The organism is Pseudomonas sp. WAC2, from assembly GCF_030403525.1.
In the GTDB taxonomy this organism is placed as follows: Bacteria; Pseudomonadota; Gammaproteobacteria; order Pseudomonadales; family Pseudomonadaceae; genus Chryseomonas; species Chryseomonas luteola.
Genome location: NZ_JAUEPD010000002.1, coordinates 278,773 through 302,842 on the forward strand (window position 1 = coordinate 278,773; position 24,070 = coordinate 302,842).

Below are 24,070 nucleotides of genomic sequence, written 5' to 3' on the forward strand. Positions count from 1 at the left end.
TTTAACGCGCCAGCCACTTTTCCAGTTCTGCCACATCGTTTCCGGCGCCGGCTGCCCGGTTTTCGGCCAGGCGCCAATAGAGTTGTGCCATGGCAAGGTACAGTGCCTCGCTGGGACGGTCTTTTTGCGCAAAGGCAGCGATCTCTTCCATTTCTGCTACCCAACGGTAGGCTTTGGGGTACATGTCGGGCAGTTTCTCGTTAGCCCACTCGTAGAGCATCGGCTGGCTGCATTTGAGTTCATCGCGCAATGCCTGGCCGGAACCACTGCGCTCGGCAGCCTGCACCATGGCAGCGATAAGGCCGGTCAACCCCTTGGTGATACCGGCATAACTCATCTTGAGTCCTGACGCGGCACCGATGGGTGCTTCCAATACCTTCACCGGAAGGCCATAGTCGTTGAGCTGGGCAAATCGAGCGGCATGTTCGCCTGAAGCATAGAAGGAGGGACACGTTCGTTCAGGCGAAGGAGGCGTGCCAAAGATGGCCGCATCGACGAAGGCGCATCCTGCATCGGTAAGGGTCTGACCAACCTGCTCGACGGTGGCTGGAGCAATGGCGTTACAGTCCACATAAACGGTCTTTTTCATGCGGCCCAATATGGGGGCCAGCTCTTGCGCCAACGGTAAGGCTTCGGACGGCGGCACAATGGAGAGCAGAATATCAGCTTCACCCAGCTGTTCCTGTTCGACCTCACGTAACCCTGCCGCTGCGGCGCGCTCGCGGGTAGCTACGCTGCGGCCAGCCAGGGTGGTGCAGACATCCAGGCCGTGATCGCGCAAATAGCGGCCCACAGCAGCGCCCATGGAGCCTGGGGCGATCAGGGCAACGGTCAGCGTCATGGTTCATCCTCGTAGGTTGTTGTTTTCATTCCTAGCTGATCGGCCAGATCCTGCAAGTCACTGGCAACCAGATCCCAGCCGTCGGCTGGCTGTTCGATCGGACCTTTTGGTCCTTTTTCCAGAGGGCGCTGAATAAAGGCCGTCCGCAGACCCAGCTCACTGGCTGCCTGGAGGTCATTGTTATGAGCCGCACACAGCATGACTCGTTCAGGTTCAAGGCCCAGCAGGGTGCAGGCGCCGAGATAACATTCGGCATCAGGCTTGTAGTGATTGAACAGATCCGCGCCGAATACCATGTCCCAGGGAAGGCCGCCGTGGCGTGCCATATTGACCAGCATGGCAACGTTGCCATTGGACAAGGCGCTGATGCTATAGCCCTGCTTGAGTCGAGTCAGACCGGGGACGGCATCCGGCCAGGGATTGAGGCGATGCCAGAGGCGATGAATCCAGTCCACTTCAGCCTTGGTCAGGCCAACCAGTCCGTATTGGGGCAGCAGTTCCTCAAGCGCCACACGGTGCAGATCGTCAAGCGGCGTCCAGGGTAGCGTTCGCTTGCGAATCTCATCCATCAGCGGGCCGTAGGCCTCAGCTCGCCAGGCATCGACAAGGGCAGGCCAGTCGGCTTTAAGGCCGTTTTTCTCCCCAAAGGACTCAAGTGAGGCGATTAAACTGCCCCGCCAGTCGACTACGGTGCCGAACACATCGAACAAAAGTGCGTGTACTGTCGTCTTCATTGCGAACTCATCGCCTGCGTAAGAAGTACCTACTGTCTTGACGGAAAGAGGTGCGGCGCAGTTCCCCAATCTCTGACTTAGGAAGACCATGAACCTTTGTGACTACACCCATTGGGTATTTGATATGGACGGTACCTTGACGGTTGCCGTACATGATTTCGCAGCCATTCGGCGTGCCCTGGAGATACCACCTGAGGCCGATATCCTCCATTATCTGGCCGCCTTGCCCGAGGCGGACAGCAAGGCCAAGCATGCCTGGCTGCTCGAGCATGAGCGGGAGCTGGCAATGGGTTCCAAGCCTGCCCCGGGGGCGGTTGAGCTGATCAGGGCGTTATGCGCGCGCAACTGCCGGATCGGTATCCTGACCCGTAATGCTCAGGAGTTGGCCTACGTGACGCTGGAAGCTATTGGTATTGCCGAGTGTTTCAATCGGGCGGAAGTGCTTGGGCGAGACGAGGCGCCACCCAAGCCGCATCCAGGTGGACTGCAGCATTTTATCGAGCGCTGGCAGGTGCAGCCGAGCGACGTGGTCATGGTCGGCGATCATCGAATTGATCTGGAATGTGGCCGCGCAGCTGGCACGCGTACGGTATTGGTCAACGCACCGGAGAATACCTGGCCAGAGCTGGCTGATGATTACGCTATAGACTGTTTCGCACTGGCGCAGCGCATCGCGCCAGCTTGAAGGGGAAGGGCACCGATTTAATCGATCTGGTGCCCCCTTTGCAAGGTTATAAACGAGACGCTGTAAACGTATCGCAGCGCTCTACCGCGCCATTGTCGAATCCGGTCCTGAACCAGCGGGCCCGTTGTTCGGAGGTGCCGTGGGTAAACGAGTCGGGAACGGCGCGCCCTTGAGCCTGCTCCTGGAGACGGTCGTCACCAATGGCATGGGCTGCGTTGATGGCTTCTTCAAGATCACCGGGTTCCAGCCAGTGCAGGCGCTTCTGGGCATGATTTGCCCAAACACCGGCATAACAGTCGGCCTGCAGTTCCAGGCGAACGGATAACCCCTGCGCACCTTGGGCAGGCATGCCACGGCGCTCGGCAGCCTGCATTTTTTCCGTAGTGCCGACCAGGTCCTGCACGTGGTGACCGATTTCATGGGCAATGACATAGGCGCGGGCGAAATCCCCGGCTGCCGAGAAGCGGCGCTCCATCTCGTCGAAGAAGGAAAGGTCCAGATAAACCTGCTGGTCAGCCGGACAATAGAACGGGCCGGTTGCGGCACTGGCGGAGCCGCAGGCCGATTGCACATGACCGTTGAAAAGAATCAGCTTGGGCTGTTGATAGTGTTCTCCATGGGCTGCAAAGATTTCGCCCCATGTGTCTTCGGTGTCGCCCAGGATGGCGCGGACAAAATCCACCTGTTTGGAGTTGGCGTCCGGCGCCTGGGTTTGCTGGGCTACCTGCGCCCCGCCGCCTGAACCTGTCACCATGCTCAGTACCTGGAGCGGGTCCTGGCCTGTCACCAGGCTGAACACCACGACCAGTAGAACCCCGCCAACTCCGAGGCCACCACCGATTTGCAGCCCACGGCCACCGCCACCGGTGGCCTGTTCAACGTTGTCGCTACGCCGCCCTTTACCCCAATCCATCTCATCGCCTCGCTTGAACGCTTTGTGGGTGAGACCACGGGCGTTTGGCAGAGTGCGCCAAAATGTTACGAAACGTGGTGACTCGAGCCCTCAGCCGTTTGGCGAGCTCGCAGTTCGACCACACACTCGGAGCGAGACAGCAGGTGAACATGTCCACCTACCCGTACGGCACCTTGTTCATCTACAGAAACATCCATCTGGCTGGGGCGCCCGGTAAAACCGCCTTGATGAATAACGAAGGGCTTTCCAGTGCCTTGGCAGCCGTGGCGGACCAAATAGGCCGCTGCTGCACCCGCTGCGCTACCTGTCGCAATGTCTTCTACCAGGCCGGCATTATCCCAGCTGCGACCTTCGCCACGTTCTACATCCAGCACATATACGAATGCCGCGCCAATACCGTGCAAACGCGCCTCCAGATCCTGCGCTACAATCCGCGCACGGCCCAGTTGGCTACCTTTGACCGGCAGGATCAGATAGGGAAGCCCGGTACTGACAACCATGGGCGGGTAATCAGCATCAAGGTCTCGTAGTCGTAGTGAAAAGGCGTGGGCAAACCACTGGCTCTGCGCCTGATCCAACTGGCATCCCCATTGGGCAAGGCCCTGATCCATCTCGGCGTAATAGCCTGTTGCGGCGCGGTGGGTCATCAGGGTGACTATTTTTTCCGAAAGCTCGATCCGCCAAGTCTCCTGCTCGGCCTGCCCGTGCTGATGGTGGAGCAGGGCGGCGGCCCCAATCAGCGGATGGCCGGCAAAAGGCAGCTCTTCCTCCATCGTGAAAATACGTGCACCAAAGGTATTTGCCTGCGCCCGTGGCTCAAGAAAGATGGACTCATACTGGCGCAGCTCCTGGGTCAGTTTCTGCTGCGTACTGACAGGCAGGCCCGAGGCATCCGGGAAGATGGCTAGCCCATTACCCGCAAGCGGACGATTCGCAAAAACATCCACATGCCAGTAAACCAATGGCGACATAGGGGCTCCTAACAAGGGTTGGTGAGTCCACAAGGCTACGTGTACGCAACGGCTCATGCCAAGCCGGTAATCGGCGCGACTCATCTTTGTTTCATGCGGATGCCCGGCATCCCCATCGTGGAGAATATTCATGTTGAAAGGTACAGCGCTCGTTGTTGGTGTGACAGGGATTTCCGGCTACAACCTGGCCAATGTGTTGATATCCAGTGGCTGGACGGTGTATGGCCTGGCTCGTAAGCCCTCAAGCCAGGAAGGTGTCATTCCCGTGACCGGTGATCTGCTGGATGAGCAGTCGCTGACCGCCGCGTTGAAGGATCTCCCCATTACCCATGCCTTCTTCTGTACATGGACCCGTCGCGACACCGAAAAAGAGAATGTCGAGGCCAACGGTGCCATGATGCGCAACCTCTGCAAGGCGTTGGAAAACGCGCCTCTTCAGCATATGGCGCTGGTAACAGGAACCAAGCACTACCTGGGCCCATTCGAAAGCTATGGTCAGAATGCCGCCGAGACGCCATTCCGCGAAGAGCACCCGCGTCTGCCGGGCGAGAACTTTTATTACACGCTGGAAGACATCCTTTTTGAACATGCTGAGCGCCGTGGCTTCAGCTGGAGCGTGCACCGCTCTCACAGCATGATCGGCATGGCGCGTGGCAGTAATGCCATGAACATGGGCGTGACCCTGGCTATCTATGCAAGCATCTGCAAGGAGACCGGACGTCCCTTCGTATTCCCAGGCTCGAAGGTGCAATGGAATGGCCTGACGGATATCACCGATGCCGGCCTTTTGGCGCGCCAGATGGAGTGGGCAGCGTTGTCGCCCAGCGGGCAGAACCAGGCGCTTAATACCGTTAATGGCGATGTATTCCGCTGGCGCTGGATGTGGACGCAGATCGCGGACTTTTTCGGGCTGGAGGCCGCGCTCTGCCCGGACGAGCGTCAACCGCTGGAAGAGCAGATGAAAGACATCGGACCGGTATGGGAGGAGATGGCGCGTCGCTACGAACTCGTTGAGTCTGACATAGGCAAGCTGGCCTCCTGGTGGCACAGCGATGCAGACCTGGGACGTGAAATTGAGTGCCTGAACGACATGACCAAGAGCCGAGATCTGGGCTTCCTGGGATACCACGACAGCCGGGCATCCTTCATCGATCTGTTCAACCGCCTGCGGGCCGAGCGGATCATTCCCTGACCGCTGGTCACTGCACCTGCACCTCCCGAGTCTCTTGATGCCAAACCCTAGGCACACATATACAAGAGCCAGGAGGTGCCCGATGAACAAGAAACTCGCTATAGCGGCGTTGGCAGGTCTGCTTTCCACGTCTGTCTTTGCTCAAACCGGCCCGACCGATCCGACATCCCCGACCGAGCCGGTAACACCCGGCCCTAGCGTGAACAGCAATGATGTGACGCCAGGTGCCGACTCAGGCAGTTCACCCAACAATGGCAAAGGCGCGAGGACCACAACACCGGATGGCATGAATAACAGCACCGGTTCGAAGACAGGGCCTGACACCATGGATCATGGCACGCACCGTAGCCAGGGTAGCCATACCGGCACTGGGGCGGGTATGGGAATGGACAGCAACACTAACGGCACAGGTGCAGGCTCAACACCGGGCATGGGGCCGGCTGCCAATACGGGCAAAAATCCCTGATGATAGCGTTGCGCCGATAAAGCCCGCCTGATGCGGGCTTTATCATGAGAGGGCTCAGGTGGTCAGGCGTATCGCCTCAAAGTGCTCGCTTGGGGACATGATCTGATCGCGTGCTGCGATCAAGGGCAGGTCGCGGCTACCCGGTGTAGTGCGGGCCACCAGGGCATAGAGTGTACTAACGGCATTGGCTACGGCTTCAGGCGTACTGACCCCACCCAGCAGATGCCCCAGCAGTACGGACGAAAACACATCGCCCATGCCATTAGGCAGCGGCTGCAGCTCAACGTAGGGGGTCTGTACTATCCATGCACTTCGAGCGGTCACCGCCAGTGTGCTGAGCTTGTCGAGTGGAAGATCCGGCGTTCGCAGACTCGTTATAACAATGGTGTCCGGGCCGGGGCATTCAGGCGTACCGAGTAGTTCGCGGGCGGCCTGGATAGCGTTTTCCGTCGACGCCAGTGGTGATCCATACAATAGCTCGAACTCGTAGTGGTTGGGTGTAATCAGGCTGGCCTGCTCAATGGCCCGTCGACGCAAAAACTCAGGAATCCCCGGTCGTACGAAGACGCCGCGGCCTACGTCGCCCATTACCGGGTCGCAAAGGTAGTGCACGCCCGGCTTGTTCTTTCGGATCTCCTGTACCACGGATAGGATAACCTCACCAATGGCGGCGTCGCCCAGATAGCCCGAGAGGACCGCATCACAACGCGCGAGAATGCCGCGTGCTCTCAGCCCGTCAAGCACATCATGGATATGCTCAGGGGGAAAGACCTGCCCCTTGAACTCGCCATACCCCGTATGGTTGGAAAACTGCACGGTGTTGACGACGACCGGTTGAATGCCGAGCAATTGTAGCGGCAGGGTTGCCGCCGCATTGCCCACATGGCCATAGGCAACATGGGACTGGATGGAAAGTACCAGGGGAGGAGAGCCGAGCGTCTCGGAAGCCATAGGGTTGCAGATCCTTATCCAATAAAGGAGGCGTTGTACTGTTTATGAAAGAGACATGGGCCGTTAGTGCCGTGACACCACTTCATCCTTGCCATCCGTTTTGAGCCCCAGCACTTCATAGGCGTCCTTCCGATTACCCATCTCCATACCGGGAGAACCCAGGGGCATGCCGGGTACGGCTACGCCAAGCAAGTCAGGGCGCTGGCGAAGAGTCAGAATGTCGTGGGCTGGTACGTGTCCTTCAACAAACTTTCCGTCGATCACACCAGTATGGCAGGACGAAAATCGTGGTGGTACACCCAGCCGGGCCTTGAGTTCGCTCATGTTGGGTTCCATGTGATCGTGAACGGCAAAGCCGTTTGCCTCCAGATGCTTGATCCACTGGCTACAGCAGCCACAGTTGGGATCGCGGTATACGTCAATCGTCAAGGGTTCGGCTGCGTGAACTGTGCTGCCGAGCAAAGCGGCGAGTAGAACTAGGCGGCGCATGTAAAGGTCTCTTTCGGGTTGGCATACAGGCAGCATAAACTCACGGCCGCTCGAAGAGCAGGAGGCATTGGGTCTTTCGCTGTGCAAAGTGCTTCCACTTGTTAAGGACTGTTCGGAAGGCTCGTTGCTCTCTGGCTTTTTGAATGGATCTGTCTGGTTTGGCCCATGCGGCTACACCCCAAGGGAGAACAGGGGATGTTTTACACGCGTTTTGCTCGTGCGGTTCTGATCGTTCAGACACTGGTCTGGGCGGGTCTGGCGCTGGCCTATTGGTTCAGGCCCTATGAAATGACCAATGCCAGCGGAGTGCTGCTCATGGACTCCGCCTCGGTTACCGAAACCCAGGTCTTCTATGGCGGCCTGCAATTCGGTCTGGCATTGTTCACCGGCTTTGCAGTGTTCCGCCCTCAACTGGTACGGGCTGCCTTGCTGTTAATCGTCTTTTTGCAGTTGTCGACTGCCAGCGTTCGGCTTATTGGCGCCCTGTTGGCAGATGCGGGCGAGGCCAACTTCGACTGGTACAGCCAGCTTTACAAGATTGTCATCGCCATCCTGGCGATTGTAGCGCTGCGCCTTTTGGATCGCTGGAATCGCATGCTGGACGAGCGCTACGGAGATTATGAAGACGATTGAAACTCAGCTGGCGGAAGGCTGCGTTGCGGCCTGAGGGGCTGGTTGCAGCATCAGCCCTCCGGCCACGATCAGTCCGGCACCCGCCATCCAGAGTGCCGGGCCAAGCCCACCACTGAAATGGCTGCTGACAGCCGCCAGCAGAGGGCCCAATAGTTGGCCGCCTGCGAACGCAGCGGTTAGCAGACCGGCATTGCGGTGAGGCATTTCTGGAGCCAGCTCACGGCTATGCTGCATCACCAGTTGCATGGAGGCCAGGAACGGTCCCCCACACAGCAGCACACCCAGAAACAGCGCGCTCATGCCGGGCAGCAGGCATAGCAAGACGCCGGCGGCTTGCAGCCACAGAGTCGCGATTAGCCAACGTCTTGTGGCACCGGGCCGCTGGCGACGAAAGCTAGCCAGCACCACACCCAGTGCGGCCGCCAAACCAAAGGCAGGCCAGAACAGATCAGCTACCCATTCGCCGTGGAAGCGCGCCGTAGCCATCTGGGAAAGAAATGTAGCCGGAACGATATAGCCCATGCCAACCAGAGCATAGGCGGCTGTCAGGCGGACCATGCGTGGCGAGATCGGCTTGGTTGATGTAACTGCATGAGCAGTAGTCGCCCGCGGCAGGGCTGGCAGTACAGCGATGGTCATCACCAGCGCCACCGCTGCATAGATCAGCCACAGGGTTGCCGAACCCTGGCCGTTCAGATTGGTGACCAGGGCCAGCAGGCCGCTCAGTACGATCCCTACGCCAGGACCAGCAAAAACCAGTGCGCCCAGTTTCGGCATGTTTGCCTGTGCCGCTACGCCCTGGCTGAGCCCGGTAACCATCACCAGCACCCAGGCACTGGCCAGGCCCGCGCCAAAGCGAAGCAGGGCGTGGGGCCAGAACCCTTCGGCCCACACCGAGAGAAGGGTCAGCCCTACACATAACCACAGGCCGGCAACGAGCCGAAAGCGGGTCTGGCGAGCAAAGAAGGCGTCCAGCGCACCTACCAGATAACCCAGATAATTGGCAGCAGCCAGTAGGCCTGCGGCTGTCAGGTCTATCTGGCCTTCCGCAATCAAGTGTGGAAGCTGAGGCGTCAATGCGAAGCGGCCAATGCCCATCGCAACGGACAGAGCGACCAGGCAGGCAAGCAGGCGGTGCAGGGCGGTCATGAGTGGTCCCTATGTAGGTTCTTGATTGATGTATATAGGGTAGGGCTTGTTAAGGTTCTCTAAAACTGAATAAATAAGAATGGGTTGTTCACTTAAAGAGAATGGTTATGGAGCTGGCTGAACTGCGCATTTTTCAGGCGGTGGCTGAAACAGGATCCATTGCCCGTGCAGCGGAGCTGTTGAATCGGGTGCCTTCCAATCTGTCGACGCGCCTGCGTCAGCTTGAAGACAAGCTGGGCGTGGTTTTGTTTGAGCGCGAGCGTCAGCGGCTGCATTTGTCTCCGGCAGGTACGGTGCTGTTGGGGTACAGCCAGCGATTATTCGCCTTGGCGGACGAGGCCCGAGCGGCCGTGCAGGGTGGTACACCGGCGGGCGCCTTTGTGTTGGGGTCGATGTACAGTACTGCCGCTATTCATCTTCCGGCCATGATTGCGGCCTACCATCAGCAGTATCCCAGTGTAGAGCTGCAACTGCAGACGGGTCCTAGTGGCGAGCTCATCGATGGATTGCTGCAAGGACGGCTGGATGCTGCGTTGGTTGATGGGCCTGCCCGGCATGACGGCCTGGAAGGCGTTCCGCTGTTCGAGGAGCCTATGGTGCTCGTGACCGGAGCTGATCATCCTCCGGTACATTCAGCAGCCGATGTGGCAGGGCGTCCTGTATTTACGTTCCGAACCGGTTGCTCTTACCGGTTGAGGCTGGAGGCCTGGTTTGCGGCGACAGGCGGTGCCATGGGGCCTATCATGAAAATCGAGTCCTATCACAGCATGCTGGCCTGCGTGATTGCCGGTGGCGTTGCCATGATGCCAAAGGCCATGCTGGATAGCTTGCCCGGGCGCGACCGCGTTGCGTGCCATCCGCTCGAGGCCCGTTTCGCCACGGCCACCACATGGCTCATGTGGCGCAAGGGGCGCCAGGGTGCAAATCTCAAAGCGTGGATTGCCTTGCAGAGTGACGTGTCAAATGTGGCGGTTAAGTCTTTTGGTGCTTGAAATTCGTATGACGAATGCGAAACTGCACAGGCCGTGAACAAGAATAAAGGCGCGCTTTCTCATGCGCTTTGAAAAAAGGATTGAGAAAATCATATGATCAAAATCGCCATCGTCGGATTTGGCAAGATTGCCCAGGATCAACACCTGCCTGCCTTGCAAAAAAATCCTGACTATCAGCTCGTTGCTGTCGCCAGCCGTAATGCTTCTCTTGATGGCGTAGCTCACTACAAGACCCTTGAAGAGCTGCTCGACGCCGTGCCGGATTTGGACGCCGTCTCCCTCTGCGCACCGCCAGCCGTACGCTATGCACAGGCTCAGCTGGCCCTTGCCCATGGCAAGCATGTATTTCTTGAAAAGCCGCCTGGGGCAACACTCAGTGAGGTCGAGGCACTGTCAGAGCAGGCTAAGGCCGCGGGCAAGACCCTGTTTGCCAGCTGGCACTCCCGTTATGCTCAAGGAGTGGCTCCGGCCAAAGCTTGGCTGGCCGACAAAACCATCAAGGCCGTGCAGGTCAACTGGAAAGAAGATGTACGCGTCTGGCACCCGGGGCAAACCTGGATCTGGGAGCCGGGTGGTATGGGCATTTTTGACCCGGCCATCAATGCCTTGTCCATCGTGACCGAAATTCTGCCCAAGCCGTTCTTTCTCAAGCAGGCAGCGTTGCAGGTTCCGGAGAATTGCCAGACGCCGATTCGTGCGCAGCTGGAATTCAGTTATGAGCGCGGTGCAGCCATTCAGGCCGACCTGGACTTCCTGCAAACGGGACCGCAGACATGGGACATTCATGTCGAGACCGATCAAGGCAAACTGACCCTGTCCAAGGGCGGCAGCCAACTCTACATCGATGATCAGCTTGAAAAAGAAGGTCCGGATGAAGAGTATCCCGGCCTGTATGCCCGCTTTGCCGAGCTGGTCAAAAACGGTCAGTCCGATGTGGACGTCGCGCCGTTGCGGCATGTGGCGGATGCGTTCATGTACGGCCGACGTGAGACCATCGAGCCGTTCCACGAAGATAAGCAGTGATAGTGATCGGGCGGAATAGCCGCCCGGTCAAACCTTAGCGGCGCTCAAGCAGGACGCCGCTTTCCATGTGGTGCGTCCAGGGAAATTGATCGAACAGGGCGCAACGCACGATACGGTGAGTATCCTGTAGCTGGGCGATATTCTGAGCCAGCGTTTCCGGATTGCAGGAGATATAGAGGATACGGTCGAAGCGACGTGTTAGCTCACAGGTGTCCGGGTCCATCCCTGCACGAGGCGGGTCTACAAACACGCTTCCAAAGGCGTAGCTTTTAAGATCAATACCCGCCAAGCGACGGAACGGACGCACCTCATTGAGGGCCTGGGTCAGCTCTTCGGCAGACAGGCGCACCAGGGTCACGTTGTCGATGCCATTATCTGCAAGATTTGCCAGTGCAGCATTCACCGATGACTTGCTGATCTCGGTGGCCAGTACCTTGCGAACGCGGGTAGACAGCGGCAGGGTGAAGTTACCGTTCCCACAGTAAAGCTCAAGCAGATCATCGTCCCGCTCGCCAAGTACATCGTAGGCCCAGCCCAGCATCTTCTGATTCACCGTCCCATTGGGTTGAGTGAAGGCACCCTCCGGCTGGCGATAGTGATATTCGCGGCCTGCAATAGTCAGCGTTTCGTTGACGTAATCCCGCCCGACCACGATCCGTTTGCCACGGGAACGCCCGACGATATTGACGTTCAGCTCGGCGGCCAGGCATTCCGCAGCAGTTTCCCAGGCATCGTCTAATGGACGATGATAGGCCAGAGTGATCAGCGCTTCCCCGGATAAGGTGGTTAGGAACTCCACCTGAAAAAGCTTGAATGACAGCGTCTCGCTCACCTGCCAGGCAGCCTTGAGGCGGGGCATAAGCTCATTGATGAGCGGGCTTGCGATGGGAAAGCGTTCGATCAGGATAGGGGTATGTTTGTCGCCCTGTTCGAACATGGCGTAGTGCCGTTCGCCTTCTTCACGCCATAGACGAAACTCGGCGCGCAGTCGGTAATTCGCAAGAGGCGAGTCGAATACTTCAGGTTCAGGTGCATCGAATGGAGCCAGCAGTTCGATGAGGCGATTCTTTTTCGCCATTAACTGCGTTGCGTAATCCGCAGGCTCGAAGGAGGGAACATTCATGGTCAGCTCAGTGAACGTAGTGGGCTTTTCAGCTAGGGTGGAGGCAAAGGCTGCTATTCAGCCAATGCCATTAGTCTGAGAATTTTCTCGGGCCGAAACCATAGGGAAAAATCCTAGGGCAACGGCTTGTCGCTACGCATCGTCCAGACTGATCAGGCAGTACCACTGCCTCACAGCGTAAAAAAGGGTGGGCCAGGCCCACCCTCGGTGCTCAACATCAGGCGTTGAACCAGCCTAATTTGATGACGAAGAGAATGGATAGGATGACCAAGGCAATGTTCAGGTCACGTGTGCGACCCGACAATAGCTTGATAACTGTCCAGGAAATGAAGCCGAACGCGATGCCGTTGGCAATGGAATACGTCAACGGCATGGCCAGCGCCGTGATCAGAACGGGCGCAGCAGTGGTCAGATCATCCCATTCAATCTCCGCCAACCCCGAGGCCATCAGCACGGCGATGAAGAACAGCGCTGGTGCAGTCGCAAAGGCCGGAACGCTGCCTGCCAGCGGTGCAAAGAACAGGGCGAGCAGGAACAGACCGGCGACCACGACCGCCGTCAGACCTGTACGACCGCCAGCGCTGACGCCTGCAGCCGATTCGATGTAGCTGGTTGTCGTAGAGGTGCCCAGCAACGAGCCAAACATGGCCGCGCTGCTGTCCGCGATCAGAGCGCGACCCATCTTGGGCAAGTGACCGTCCGGGCCCATCAGACCGGCGCGCTTGGCCACCCCGATCAACGTGCCAGAGTTGTCAAACAGGTCCACGAACAGAAAGGCGAAGATCACACTCACCAAGCCGATATCCAGCGCGCCCTTGATATCCAGCTGTAGGAAGGTTGGCGCCAGCGAGGGCGGCATGGACAGCACGCCGCCAAACGGCGTCGCACCAATACCGATAGCCACGAGGGTGACGGCCAAAATACCGATCAGGACGGCACCTGTGACCCCACGGGCTTCCAGCGCCACGATCAGGAAGAAGCCCAGGATCGCCAGGATCGGACCAGGTTTCGTCAGATCACCCAGGCCTACCAGGGTGGCAGGGTTATCTACAACGATACCCGCACCTTGAAGGGCGATCAGTGCCAGGAACAGGCCGATACCGGCTGCAATTCCTGAGCGTAGCGCCAGTGGGATGCTGTTGATGATCCATTCACGGATGCGAAAGACCGACAGGATGAAAAACATCAGTGCAGACAGGAATACCGCCCCCAGTGCTGCCTGCCAGGTATGCCCCATGTGAAGCACAACGGTATAGGTAAAGAAGGCGTTGAGGCCCATCCCTGGCGCCAGGGCGATAGGGTAGTTGGCAATCATGCCCATGATGGCTGAGCCAATAGCGGCTGCCAGGCAGGTCGCAACGAATACCGCGCCTTTATCCATGCCGGTCTCGCCGAGGATGCTCGGGTTGACGAACAGGATATAGGCCATGGCTAGAAAGGTCGTAACCCCTGCCAGCAGTTCCGTACGCACATTCGTGCCATGGGCCTTGAGTTGGAAGAGTTTTTCCAGCATGGGAAAAGGCTCCGAATAAGTTGAAGTCAGCGAAGGGCGCGCATGATAGCAGGTCCCCAAGCCGATGTTTCCGTTCGTAATCTTCTGAAAGCGATAAGCAGACGAGGCCGCATTGGCAGAGGGCTGACATCTCGCTCCTATTTATCCGTGGCGCGGTTGATGTCCCGTAACGGCATCCCCTGCATTGCGGGCCAGTCCAAGGCTGTCTATTACGCTTAACAAGCCTATTACGCCAATGACGATGAAGGCCGTGTGGAAATCGGTAAGCTGCGCTGTGGCATGATCGTTCCACTCCATGGAGGCCCTGAGCGCCAATGCGCCAATGGCCACGCCAATACCGGTCGAGAGTTGAAATACCGTACTGAATAGGGTGGAGGCGTCGCTCATCCTGGGCTTGGGGACGTCGGCAAAGGCAAGTGTATTGTTGGCGGTAAATTGCAGTGAGCGCGCCATGCCGCTTACGAATAGCAGGAGCAGAATAGCGGGCAGGGGCCAGCGCTCGGACAGCAGAGCGCAGAGCAGAAGTGTCACGGCGCAAACCAGACCGTTGACGATCAGGGTTCGCCGCAGACCGAACAGACGCATGACCGGTGTGGTAAACACCTTCATGAATAGGTTTCCGGCAAACAGCGCTAGTAGAATCAGGCCAGCATGAAACGCATTGAAGCCAAAGCATAGCTGGAACATCAATGGCAGCAGAAAGGGTGCGGTGTTGATGCTGATACGAAACAGAGTGCCGCCATACAGCGACACGCGGTAGGTCTTAATGCCGAGGTTCGAAAGGTCGATCAGCGGATGTTCCTGCTGGCGCATATGCCAGACGGCCAGCCCACCCAGCATGAGGCCTGCCAGTATCCATACCAGATTACTGCCCAGCGTATCGTGACCTTGACCGATTTGCTCCATGCCGAACATAAGCGTAAGGCAGGCGCCGCTTACTAATAGAAAGCCAAACCAATCAAGTGGTGCCCGGCGCGTTTCGGTGCCGGTCGGAATCATTCGCAGGGCCAGAACAAGGGCGATCAGCCCCAGGGGCAGGTTAAGGTAGAAAATCCAGCGCCAAGACGTATAGGTGGTAATCAGTCCACCTAGCGGAGGGCCTAGTACAGGTGCGATCAAGCCAGGCCAGGTAATAAAGGCAATGGCTCTGACCAGATCCTTCTTTTCAGTGATGCGCAACACTACCAGACGGCCTACGGGCACCATCATGGCACCGCCAATGCCTTGCAACACCCGGGCGGCAATGAATTGCTCAAGTGTCTGAGCAATGCCGCATAGCAGCGAGGCCAGTGTGAAGAAGCCAATAGCGCTCGCAAAGACACGGCGGGCACCAAAGCGGTCCGCAATCCATCCGCTGATAGGAATGAATACAGCAAGCGCCAGAATGTAGGCACTGATCCCAACGTTAAGATCGACAGCCGAACGCCGAAAGGACTCTCCCATTTGTGGAAGTGCCGTTGCGATCACGGTAGCGTCCAGGTTTTCCATGAAAAAGGTGGCAGCTACCAGCAGGGCTACAGAAGTCGACTGGCGTTTGGAATAAGACATGAGAAAGACATCAGGAAATGGATCAACAGCATCCTACAGATATCGTTAAGGGTGGGGTATAGCCAATAAGGTTGGAAAAGAAGAGAAAATGATTAATTTCAGCGAAGCGGCTGATAAATGCTAATGAAATTCCGAGAAAATATAGCTATCTGTTTGATTTCAAATGCCTCTTTTTCGGTTTGTCTGCTCGTTCAGTCAATTGAGGTTGCCAGGAGGGCTGGAGGCCGCGCCATTGCTGAGGTTTTGCCCTTCAAAAACAGGTGCATTTGGTCGGGTTTTGATTTGTCAAGGAGGAGTTTTGAGTTACTGTATGCGTGTACAGTATCAAGGGTGTTCGTAATGCAGAATGATCTTTTCCACTCTGATGAAATCCTGCTTGAACTGAACCTGCGCCAGGAAAATGAACTGCTGCGTAAAGAGCTTGAGCAGCAGAAGCACACTATCGAAGGACTGAACGAGTCATACGCTGAGGCGCTGGCACGTATCGAGCAACTTCAGGCGCGTCTGGGGCTATGGTCGCCCAGCTTGCGTGGTCGTAAAACATCCAGAACGCTGCATCAAGCCGGCGTTTAAGTGACCTTGTAACCTACAGGGTCACCATAAATAACCAACCTACCTGTTGAGCTGGGGCGTCACGGCAGAGCCTGCGACGCCTTTTCTCTTAAAGCAAAGTAATACCAGCCCATAATATTAAGGCACAATGATATTCACAAACTTTGCTTATGACAGGCGAGCAGGAAGGAGTATGTAGTTGCAGTGGGCCGACTTATCTTGCGAGTAGTACAAACAAGGCTCGACTTTTGCCGGACGCTCTGGAATGGCGAGTTTAGCTGCATTATGAATGGCAGCGATTGATTCTATTCCTGCCGATCTCCTCAACGAAGGTAACAAACTGAACCGTTTGTTGTTTTTAGAACCTATGCTTTGCACTAAGGTATGCGTGTCTGACAGCAGGAGGTTCCATGATTCGCGCTTTGCTTGCCGTTGCGGACGGTAATGAGGATATCGAAACCGTTACGCTGATCGATGTACTGCGTCGTGCTGGCATCGAGGTACTGGTAACCAGTATCGAGGCGCGTCGCCAGATTACGCTGGCCAGAGGTACCCGCTTGATGAGCGATGTGACCTTACTGGAAGTGCAGGCCATGAGCTTTGATCTTATTGTCTTGCCTGGCGGCATGCCAGGCGCTCAACGGTTGGCCGATTGCACGGCGCTGCGCCATTTCATGCGACGGCATGTAGAACAGGGCAGACTCTACGGAGCGATTTGCGCTGCGCCTGCTGTCATTCTCGAACCCTGGGGGTTGGTCGAGGGTAAGCGTATAACCTGCTACCCAAGCTTTATCGAGCAACTCGAGCAAGGGCAATATGTCAACGAGCCCGTCGTAGTGGATGGCCGTTGTGTCACTAGCCAAGGCCCCGGTACAGCCCAGCTGTTTGCTCTTGAGCTGGTCAATCAGCTTGTGGGTAAGGAACAGCGCGACACCGTTGCAGAGGCGTTGCTGACACCCTTTTGATAGCACGTTCCGTGCGCCGTCGTGGGTCAACGGCGCACCTAGGCAGTGCCATCGGAAGCCGCACCTTGCCGGCCAATTGATGGCGTAAGTGTCTGATCATTGGCCGGCTCCGAAAGCGCTTTCATCACCGAAATCCCTTGGCCTGCGTCAATGGCCAGCCCAAACCGTATGGTGTCGATTACGCGCTGAACCCTTGCCGGGTCTGCCAGTTGTTCCGCTGTGATGATTCGGCGGATTTTCGAGCCTTTCTGGTCGGTCAGTACCAGCGTGACGCTGCCTTCCAGATTTTCGATCAGAAAATTGATACTGAAATCCGCCTCGAACGCTTGTGCAATGGATTGCAAGGGACTCATTGCCATAGTGCTTTTCCTCACTGCCTTCACGTACCGCTCAAACACCATGAAGGCTGTGCAAAAACCGAGCCTTCAGGCGAAGCCTTTTATATCTGTAGTGAATAACGGTTTCTGGTCGAGCATCGCACTGAGTCCTCCATCACATCTTGCCATGGGTTTGTGCTGAACCCTTGACGGAAGCTTTCAGTCGTATTCCTGAAATAGACATCCAATCGATGCCTTTCATGAAAAAAGAGTGACTTCAGATCACTCCCCTTTACGACCGTGAGGCCTTTATGAATGCGACTCCTGCTCGCCAGCTTCGGCCCGACGCCGGTGCTGATACCCATACGATTTCCCTGATCATCAACGGTAAACAGCATGAGCTGGCCGTTGAGCCCTGGACGACATTGCTTGATCTGCTACGCGAACACCTGGACATGACTGGTACGAAGAAAGGATGCGACCATGGACAGTGTGGTGCCTGTACCGTGTTGGTCAACGGAACCCGCATCAACTCCTGCCTGAGTCTGGCCGTCATGCAGGACGGCGCTGAAATCACAACTATCGAAGGCCTGGCCAACGGCGATGAGTTACATCCCATGCAGGCAGCCTTCGTTGAGCAAGATGCCTTCCAGTGCGGTTATTGCACACCGGGGCAGATCTGTTCTGCCATTGGCATGATCAAGGAAGGCAAGGCGCAGACGCGTGATGAGATTCGTGAGCAAATGAGCGGAAACCTGTGCCGTTGCGGTGCTTACAACAACATTCTGGCGGCTATCGAGCAGGCCATGCCTGCCTGCAAGGGAGGGCCACGGGAATGAATCGCTTCAGTTATTCAAAACCCCAGCAAGTCACCGATGCCATCCAGCAGTTAAGTGACACGGGGCGGTTCATCGCCGGTGGGACCAACCTGCTCGACCTGATGAAGGAAAACGTGGCACGCCCCGACCAGCTGGTCGATATCAATGCGTTGCCCTTGCGCGAGATCGAAACGACGCAGGCCGGGGGCTTGCATATCGGGGCATTGGTCAAGAACTCGACGGTTGCCTACCATCCTGATGTCGAGCGGGTGTATCCCTTGCTTTCTCAAGCCATTCTGGCGGGTGCCTCGGCCCAGCTGCGCAACATGGCGTCCACCGGAGGCAATCTGCTCCAGCGCACGCGTTGTTATTACTTCTACGATATCGGCACTCCCTGCAATAAGCGCGAGCCGGGCTCAGGCTGCGGGGCGCTCAATGGCCAGAACCGCATCCATGCCGTTCTGGGGCACAGCGATCAGTGTATCGCCGTCCATCCATCCGACATGGCCGTTGCTTTGGCTGCGTTGGAGGCCTTGGTTCATGTGTCAGGGCCTGAGGGTGACCGCGTGATTCCGATGAGCGAGTTTCACCGTTTGCCTGGTGATACACCGCATCTGGACACCAATCTGGGGCAGCATGAACTCATTACTGCTGTTGAGCTGCCTCCCAGAGGATTTGCCGAGAACTACGCCTACGTCAAGATCCGTGACCGAGCGTCCTATGCTTTTGCGCTTGTCTCGGTTGCCGCGGCGCTGGAGCTCAACGGCGACAACATAGGCACAGCCCGTATTGCCTTGGGAGGTGTGGCCCATAAACCCTGGCGTAAACCTGAGGCTGAAGCATTGCTGGCAGGCAAGCCGGCTACCGAAGAGAACTTCCGGGCAGCTGCAGAATCGCTCATGCAGGGTGCCCAGGGGTTCGAGCACAACAGCTTCAAGATTGAATTGGCCAAGCGCGCCATTGTGCGTGCCTTGAGCGAGGCTGCTTCAGGAGTAAATGCCAAATGACAGCTTATCTAGGAAAGGCCGTTTCTCGGGTCGATGGGCCACTCAAGGTAACTGGCAAAGCCCTTTATGCCGGTGAGTTCGGTACAGCCGACCTCTGCACCGGCTATGTCGTCAACAGCTCGGTAGCCAAGGGCCGCATCCTGAGCATCGATACCCAGGCAGCGCTCAATGTTCCGGGTGTTCTGGATGTCATTACCCATGAAAACCGTCCCGAGGTGGCATCGTATAACGAAAGCTACACCGATATGGACGCCGCAGATGGCAAGCACTTTCGTCCTCTCTATAACGACCGAGTCCTGTTCAACATGCAGCCGGTTGCGCTGGTGGTGGCAGAAAGCTTCGAAACTGCTCGCTATGCGGCTTCGCTGATTCGAGTGGATTACGAAACCGAGCCGCATCAGGCTGACATCTACGCTCAGCGTGGCAATGCCCATAAGGCGCCTACGCCCATGCCGCCAGATCGAGGCGATGCCGATAGCGCCTGGGCGAGTGCACCAGTCAAGATCGAGGCGGAATACCATTCGGCCGCCGAGTTTCACAATCCGATGGAGATGCATGCCTCTACGGTCATTTACAACACGGATGGCAAGTTGACCGTCCACGACAAGACGCAGGGCGTGCAGAACAGCGCTCAGTTCATTTCCAACATCTTCGGCCTGCCTGATGGAGATGTACGTGTCGTAACACCCTTTGTAGGTGGCGCCTTTGGTTCTGGTCTGCGCCCACAGTATCAACTGGTACTGGCGACCATGGCGGCGCTTAAGCTCAAGCGTTCCGTTCGAGTAGTGCTGTCCCGCGAGCAAATGTTCTCGTTCGGTCATCGTCCGGAAACCATCCAGCATTTCCGGCTGGCGTGTGACCAGGAAGGCAAGCTGGTTTCGACTATCCACGAAGTGGTAGGCGAGACTTCAAGCTTTGAGGACTTCACCGAGATGGTCGTGGTCTGGTCCGCTTCGCTCTATGGATGCCCCAACGTGCGGCTGGATTACAAGCTGGCTCCCCTTGACCTCTATACACCGCTGGACATGCGTGCCCCAGGCGCTGTGCTAGGTGTCTATGGCCTTGAATCCGCGATGGACGAGCTGGCCTACGCGGCCAACATTGATCCATTGGAGTTTCGTATCCGCAACTTCACGGATGTCGATCCTGCCTCCAACAAGCCTTACTCAAGCAAGGAGTTGCTCGAATGCTACCGCCAGGGTGCCGAACGGTTTGGCTGGTCCAAGCGTAGTCACGAACCACGCTCAATGCGCGATGGCAAGCAGCTGGTAGGGTGGGGAATGGCAACCGGTGTCTGGGAGGCCATGCAGAATCCCGCCAGTGCCAAGGCAGTGATCAACATCGACGGTAGCTTGGTCGTCTCCAGCGCTACAGCTGATATCGGTACGGGTACCTATACCGTCATGACCCAGATCGCAGCGGAAATCTTCGGCCTGCCTCTGGAAAAGGTCACATTCAGATTGGGCGACTCGACTTTGCCCAAGGCGCCCCTGGAAGGGGGATCGTTTACCGTTTCTTCTGTTGGCTCCGCCGTTAAGCAGGCATGCGAAACCCTTCAACAGCAACTGCTTGATCAAGCCAAGGAAGAGGATCAATCGCCCTTCAGCAACCTTGAGTTGACCGACGTCGTTTTCGAAAATGGTGAAATTTGCATCAAGGCCGCACCTGCCAAGCGAATCAAGATCACCGATCTCTTGAAAAAGGGGGGGACGCCAAGCATGGAGGCTTCCGCCAGTGCCTCGCCTAAGAAGGAGCGGGACGATTACACAACGGCTACCCACTCTGCAGTGTTTGTGGAGGTCAAGGTCGACGAAGACTTCGGTACGATTCAGGTCAGCCGGATGGTCAGTGCCATTGCAGCGGGGCGCGTCTTGAGTCTCAAGCCAGGACGAAACCAGATCCTGGGCGGAATGGTCTGGGGGATTGGCATGGCCATGCAGGAAGAGGGGATGCTTGATAAGGATCTGGCCCGCTGGATGAACCACAACATTGCCGAATACCATTTTCCGGTAAACGCCGATGTGCATGATCTGGATGTCATCTTTGTCGAAGAGCACGACGAGATTGTCAATCCGCTCGGCGCAAAAGGGATAGGCGAGATCGGTATTGTAGGGGTTGCGGCGGCCATCGCCAACGCGGTTTATCACGCAACAGGCAAGCGTATTCGCGATCTGCCAATTACCCTGGATAAGGTTTTCGAATAAAACGACTGATCAAAAAAGCCCGCCTCTAACAGGCGGGCTTTTTTATGGATACTGCTTTAAATCAACGCTGACTTTCTTCTTCGATCTGCGCTTTATACGCGACCGCATCGGCCTCGGAATGATAAATACCGACTAAATGGCCTTCCTGGTGAACGTCCCAGACAGATAAACCCAGTGAACGGGCTTCTTGAGACATATGGTTTTCGTCGCGTTCAGTCACTGTAACGGTCATTGTCTTTCTCCTTGGTTAAAAGGGCACGCAAGGCAGCTAACAACTCGATCATTGATCAATCAGGAAAAGAGACCAAGCTGATTGTTTGCAATAATCTGTTACATTTATAGCGACAATATGTCGCAGGTTCAACAGGCGGCACGTCCTTTTGCAAAAACACAGGCAATAAAAAACGCGTCTTACCTCTCGATAAGACGCGTTTTTAGAGGTACCAGGCGATTTAGCCTTGCTGACCTTTTACCGGCTTGCCATCAACGGAGCCGTCTTCCAGCATGATCTGGTATTCCTTGCCATCGGTTTCCATCTGATACAGGCGGACCAGCAGGTAATCCCAGTTCTTCGCAAACCACAGTTCAGTCTTACGGTTGCTCTTGGTGGGGTCTCGAACGCGCTCGACCTTGATGGCATCAACCAGACCCACCTTGGTGCGCACGCGCTCCTCGCCAATTACGCGAAAATCGTAAGTATCGATCTCATCACCGTCGACCACCTGGTAGCTCATGCTTTTCTTGCCGTCTGCCACATCATGCTGCAGGAGCAGCTGGTAAGTGGACTTGTCCACCAGACCACGGTCCAGCGGCAGGTTGACCGAGTCGCCTTTTTCAGTGCCGGTGACTTTCTTCGCGGTCCAGTCAAAGGTCAGCTTGCTTTCACGGCTTTTACCCAGGCCATGGCGTGAATAGCTATAGCTCGTGGGCAGGAACGTGTCGCCTTCATAGCGGAACGTACTGGCTTCGGTCAGGCCCGCCACCAGCATGGAGGCACTGAATTCAAGTTTCCAATTGCCATCCTGCTGTTTTGTCAGGTGCCGCTCAGCTGAGCCACTCATGGGCATCTGCTTCCAGTCGGCGGTATAGCTGGCATCAAAGGGTTTAAGGTCGAACGCATGGGCGGGCAGGGCCAGCGCAAATGCGATCAGGCACAACAATCGTCGCATGGGATATTTCTCCTAGGATCGAATGACATGTCCAGTAGCCGGCAACGACTGGGCATCCAGTTCAGCGCCTCGCTCAGTCAGCCGTAAGCGCCCTTGGGCGAACCAGCTGACAGCCAGAGGATAAATTACGTGTTCCTGTCCGTGAACGCGCTTGGCCAGGGTTTCCGCTGTGTCGCCAGGATGAATGGGAACGACGGCCTGTACAACAACCGGGCCGCCATCAAGCTCTTCCGTAACAAAGTGAACACTGCAGCCATGCTCCACATCGCCTGCATCCAGCGCACGTTGATGCGTACGCAGACCGGTATAGCGTGGCAACAGGGAAGGGTGAATATTGAGCAGCCGGCCTCGGTAATGGGTCACGAAGCGCTCCGTCAGGATACGCATGAAGCCGGCCAGGACCAAGAGGTCCGGTTCAAAGCGATCAACCAGCTCGACGAGGGCAGCGTCGAACGCCTCCCGATCAGCGAACTGTGTATGGTCAAGAACCTGCGCCTCGATGCCCGCTTGGCGAGCACGCTCCAATCCGTAGGCATCCGCACGGTTGGAAACCACCGCGCGGATCTGGATGGGCGCCTCCGGGCTGGTCGAGGCATCGATCAGTGCCTGCAAGTTGCTACCGGCACCTGAGATCAATACCACGACATTACAACGTGCAGGCATCAATGCGTCTTCAGGTTGTTCAGTACAACGCGAGGAGCGCTTTCATCGCAGGCGGCGATCTGACCGATTACCCAAGGCTGTTCACCCGCATCGCACAACGTGCTCAGCGCTTTATCAACGTGCTCCTGCGCGACGCAGATGACCATGCCAACACCGCAATTCAGCACGCGATGCATTTCTGTCTCGTCAACATTGCCCTGCTGTTGCAGCCAGTCGAATACAGCCGGACGTGTCCAGCTCTCCACGTCGATGACTGCCTGCGCGTTTTCAGGCAGAACGCGCGGAATGTTTTCGAGCAGGCCGCCACCAGTAATGTGGGCCATCGCTTTCACGGCGCCGGTGTCCTTGATCAGCTTGAGCAGGGGTTTGACGTAGATACGCGTCGGCGCCATCAGAAGGTCGGTCAAAGGTTTGCCGTCGAGCTGGATGCTTTCGATATCCGCGCCTGCAACCTCGATGATTTTGCGGATCAGGGAGTAACCATTGGAGTGCGGGCCGGAGGAGGGCAGCGCGATCAGCGCATCGCCGGTCGATACCTTGGAGCCGTCGATGATCTCGGCCTTTTCCACCACGCCTACGCAGAAACCAGCCAGATCGTAGTCTTCGCCCTCGTACATGCCGGGCATTTCGGCGGTCTCACCCCCTACCAGCGAGCATCCGGCCTGCTCACAGCCTTCGCCGATACCGGTCACTACCTGAGCCGCGACATCAACGTTCAGTTTGCCGGTGGCATAGTAGTCCAGGAAGAAGAGTGGCTCGGCGCCACAGACAACCAGGTCATTTACACACATGGCAACAAGGTCGATACCAATGCTGTCATGCTTTTTCAGATTCATTGCCAGACGAAGCTTGGTGCCGACACCGTCCGTACCTGAAACCAGAACCGGCTGCTTGTAACCGGCCGGGATTTCACAGAGGGCGCCAAAACCACCGAGGCCGCCCATGACTTCCGGGCGGGCAGTACGCTTGGCGACGCCTTTGATACGTTCAACCAGGGCTTCGCCTGCGTCGATATCCACTCCGGCGTCCTTGTAGCTCAACGAGGGTTGCTTGCTCATGAATCCAGGCCTTTTAAAAATGCTGCGAAACAGGCTATGCCGCGGGCACAGCTTTTGAGAGGTGGCGATTTTACCAGAAGCAATCGGGAAACGG

The 24,070-nt window shown here is 56.9% G+C and carries 26 protein-coding genes; 11 read left to right on the top strand and 15 right to left on the bottom strand.

All coding sequences use genetic code 11. The annotated features are described in order from the left end of the window. Position 1: 1 nt before the first annotated feature. Together QWJ10_RS05380 and QWJ10_RS05385 are read right to left on the bottom strand one after the other, a co-directional pair. Entirely contained in the window at positions 2-841 is an 840-nt protein-coding gene (locus tag QWJ10_RS05380; RefSeq protein WP_122041995.1) for an NAD(P)-dependent oxidoreductase, read from the bottom strand. Continuing rightward, positions 838-1,575 carry a haloacid dehalogenase type II gene (locus tag QWJ10_RS05385; RefSeq protein ID WP_289924650.1) on the bottom strand — a complete coding sequence of 246 codons (738 nt, stop codon included), beginning with the start codon at positions 1,573-1,575 and terminating at the stop codon, positions 838-840. The genes QWJ10_RS05380 and QWJ10_RS05385 overlap by 4 nt, the downstream gene beginning before the upstream one ends. Before the next feature lie 88 nt (positions 1,576-1,663). Here QWJ10_RS05385 and QWJ10_RS05390 point away from each other — a divergent pair, with 88 nt between their 5' ends. After that, positions 1,664-2,260, top strand: coding sequence for an HAD family hydrolase (locus QWJ10_RS05390; protein ID WP_289924651.1), 597 nt, complete (start codon positions 1,664-1,666; stop codon positions 2,258-2,260). A 46-nt stretch (positions 2,261-2,306) separates the two neighbouring features. Here the strand turns inward: QWJ10_RS05390 and QWJ10_RS05395 are convergent, their stop codons facing one another. Both QWJ10_RS05395 and QWJ10_RS05400 read right to left on the bottom strand, forming a co-directional pair. Further along, complete coding sequence (locus tag QWJ10_RS05395; protein ID WP_073449416.1) at positions 2,307-3,173, bottom strand: neutral zinc metallopeptidase; 867 nt, start codon at positions 3,171-3,173, stop codon at positions 2,307-2,309. A gap of 65 nt (positions 3,174-3,238) precedes the next feature. Then, complete coding sequence (locus QWJ10_RS05400) at positions 3,239-4,144, bottom strand: PhzF family phenazine biosynthesis protein (RefSeq protein ID WP_289925057.1); 906 nt, start codon at positions 4,142-4,144, stop codon at positions 3,239-3,241. A 133-nt stretch (positions 4,145-4,277) separates the two neighbouring features. Here QWJ10_RS05400 and QWJ10_RS05405 point away from each other — a divergent pair, with 133 nt between their 5' ends. Both QWJ10_RS05405 and QWJ10_RS05410 read left to right on the top strand, forming a co-directional pair. Further along, positions 4,278-5,336, top strand: a complete 1,059-nt coding sequence (locus QWJ10_RS05405) for an SDR family oxidoreductase (protein ID WP_221740649.1) — start codon at positions 4,278-4,280, stop codon at positions 5,334-5,336. An 82-nt stretch (positions 5,337-5,418) separates the two neighbouring features. Continuing rightward, a complete protein-coding gene (locus QWJ10_RS05410; protein ID WP_125887665.1) occupies positions 5,419-5,802 on the top strand; it encodes a hypothetical protein in 384 nt (127 codons plus the stop codon). A 54-nt stretch (positions 5,803-5,856) separates the two neighbouring features. Here QWJ10_RS05410 and pdxY read toward each other — a convergent pair whose 3' ends face one another. Together pdxY and QWJ10_RS05420 are read right to left on the bottom strand one after the other, a co-directional pair. After that, positions 5,857-6,753, bottom strand: a complete 897-nt coding sequence (gene pdxY, locus QWJ10_RS05415; protein WP_289924652.1) for a pyridoxal kinase PdxY — start codon at positions 6,751-6,753, stop codon at positions 5,857-5,859. Between the two features lie 63 nt (positions 6,754-6,816). Next, positions 6,817-7,242, bottom strand: a complete 426-nt coding sequence (locus QWJ10_RS05420; protein WP_197871035.1) for a DUF411 domain-containing protein — start codon at positions 7,240-7,242, stop codon at positions 6,817-6,819. 195 nt (positions 7,243-7,437) lie between these two features. On the opposite strand from QWJ10_RS05420, the gene QWJ10_RS05425 reads away from it, so the two are divergent. After that, positions 7,438-7,875 (top strand): DUF4345 family protein, encoded by a 438-nt coding sequence (locus tag QWJ10_RS05425; protein ID WP_010795223.1) that lies wholly within the window; start codon positions 7,438-7,440, stop codon positions 7,873-7,875. 3 nt (positions 7,876-7,878) lie between these two features. On the opposite strand, the gene QWJ10_RS05430 is transcribed toward QWJ10_RS05425, so the two are convergent. Continuing rightward, positions 7,879-9,024 carry a YbfB/YjiJ family MFS transporter gene (locus QWJ10_RS05430; protein WP_289924653.1) on the bottom strand — a complete coding sequence of 382 codons (1,146 nt, stop codon included), beginning with the start codon at positions 9,022-9,024 and terminating at the stop codon, positions 7,879-7,881. A gap of 107 nt (positions 9,025-9,131) precedes the next feature. Here QWJ10_RS05430 and QWJ10_RS05435 point away from each other — a divergent pair, with 107 nt between their 5' ends. Then, positions 9,132-10,016: a LysR family transcriptional regulator gene (locus tag QWJ10_RS05435; protein WP_289924654.1), complete on the top strand. Its 885-nt coding sequence runs from the start codon at positions 9,132-9,134 to the stop codon at positions 10,014-10,016. Between the two features lie 93 nt (positions 10,017-10,109). Next, positions 10,110-11,039: a Gfo/Idh/MocA family oxidoreductase gene (locus tag QWJ10_RS05440; protein ID WP_019366340.1), complete on the top strand. Its 930-nt coding sequence runs from the start codon at positions 10,110-10,112 to the stop codon at positions 11,037-11,039. 34 nt (positions 11,040-11,073) lie between these two features. Here QWJ10_RS05440 and trmA read toward each other — a convergent pair whose 3' ends face one another. From trmA to QWJ10_RS05455, 3 genes are all read right to left on the bottom strand, one after another. Further along, a complete protein-coding gene (gene trmA, locus QWJ10_RS05445; protein ID WP_289924655.1) occupies positions 11,074-12,162 on the bottom strand; it encodes a tRNA (uridine(54)-C5)-methyltransferase TrmA in 1,089 nt (362 codons plus the stop codon). 217 nt (positions 12,163-12,379) lie between these two features. Continuing rightward, positions 12,380-13,675, bottom strand: a complete 1,296-nt coding sequence (locus QWJ10_RS05450; protein ID WP_122044747.1) for an NCS2 family permease — start codon at positions 13,673-13,675, stop codon at positions 12,380-12,382. A gap of 141 nt (positions 13,676-13,816) precedes the next feature. Next, positions 13,817-15,223, bottom strand: a complete 1,407-nt coding sequence (locus QWJ10_RS05455) for a DHA2 family efflux MFS transporter permease subunit (protein ID WP_289924656.1) — start codon at positions 15,221-15,223, stop codon at positions 13,817-13,819. A gap of 339 nt (positions 15,224-15,562) precedes the next feature. On the opposite strand from QWJ10_RS05455, the gene QWJ10_RS05460 reads away from it, so the two are divergent. Both QWJ10_RS05460 and QWJ10_RS05465 read left to right on the top strand, forming a co-directional pair. Beyond that, positions 15,563-15,796, top strand: coding sequence for a hypothetical protein (locus QWJ10_RS05460; RefSeq protein WP_010795213.1), 234 nt, complete (start codon positions 15,563-15,565; stop codon positions 15,794-15,796). A gap of 389 nt (positions 15,797-16,185) precedes the next feature. Next, a complete protein-coding gene (locus tag QWJ10_RS05465; protein WP_019366336.1) occupies positions 16,186-16,740 on the top strand; it encodes a DJ-1 family glyoxalase III in 555 nt (184 codons plus the stop codon). Positions 16,741-16,778: 38 nt separating this feature from the next. Here QWJ10_RS05465 and QWJ10_RS05470 read toward each other — a convergent pair whose 3' ends face one another. Continuing rightward, entirely contained in the window at positions 16,779-17,099 is a 321-nt protein-coding gene (locus QWJ10_RS05470) for a DUF3509 domain-containing protein (RefSeq protein ID WP_219652630.1), read from the bottom strand. Positions 17,100-17,368: 269 nt separating this feature from the next. On the opposite strand from QWJ10_RS05470, the gene QWJ10_RS05475 reads away from it, so the two are divergent. Genes QWJ10_RS05475 through QWJ10_RS05485 form a run of 3 tightly spaced genes read left to right on the top strand, consistent with a single transcriptional unit; the run spans position 17,369 to position 21,086 of the window. After that, positions 17,369-17,896, top strand: a complete 528-nt coding sequence (locus tag QWJ10_RS05475) for a (2Fe-2S)-binding protein (RefSeq protein ID WP_010795210.1) — start codon at positions 17,369-17,371, stop codon at positions 17,894-17,896. Beyond that, on the top strand, positions 17,893-18,882 hold the full coding sequence (locus QWJ10_RS05480) for a xanthine dehydrogenase family protein subunit M (RefSeq protein ID WP_125887646.1): 990 nt from the start codon (positions 17,893-17,895) through the stop codon (positions 18,880-18,882). The genes QWJ10_RS05475 and QWJ10_RS05480 overlap by 4 nt, the downstream gene beginning before the upstream one ends. Then, entirely contained in the window at positions 18,879-21,086 is a 2,208-nt protein-coding gene (locus QWJ10_RS05485; protein ID WP_289924657.1) for a xanthine dehydrogenase family protein molybdopterin-binding subunit, read from the top strand. Before QWJ10_RS05480 ends, QWJ10_RS05485 begins: the two co-directional genes overlap by 4 nt. 61 nt (positions 21,087-21,147) lie before the next feature. Here QWJ10_RS05485 and QWJ10_RS05490 read toward each other — a convergent pair whose 3' ends face one another. From QWJ10_RS05490 to purM, 4 genes are all read right to left on the bottom strand, one after another. Beyond that, positions 21,148-21,318 (bottom strand): hypothetical protein, encoded by a 171-nt coding sequence (locus QWJ10_RS05490; RefSeq protein WP_019366332.1) that lies wholly within the window; start codon positions 21,316-21,318, stop codon positions 21,148-21,150. Positions 21,319-21,538: 220 nt separating this feature from the next. Beyond that, entirely contained in the window at positions 21,539-22,255 is a 717-nt protein-coding gene (locus QWJ10_RS05495; RefSeq protein ID WP_010795206.1) for a DUF3108 domain-containing protein, read from the bottom strand. 12 nt (positions 22,256-22,267) lie between these two features. Then, entirely contained in the window at positions 22,268-22,918 is a 651-nt protein-coding gene (purN, locus tag QWJ10_RS05500; RefSeq protein ID WP_289924658.1) for a phosphoribosylglycinamide formyltransferase, read from the bottom strand. After that, positions 22,918-23,976 carry a phosphoribosylformylglycinamidine cyclo-ligase gene (gene purM, locus QWJ10_RS05505; protein ID WP_289924659.1) on the bottom strand — a complete coding sequence of 353 codons (1,059 nt, stop codon included), beginning with the start codon at positions 23,974-23,976 and terminating at the stop codon, positions 22,918-22,920. Before purM ends, purN begins: the two co-directional genes overlap by 1 nt. Positions 23,977-24,070: the final 94 nt, after the last annotated feature.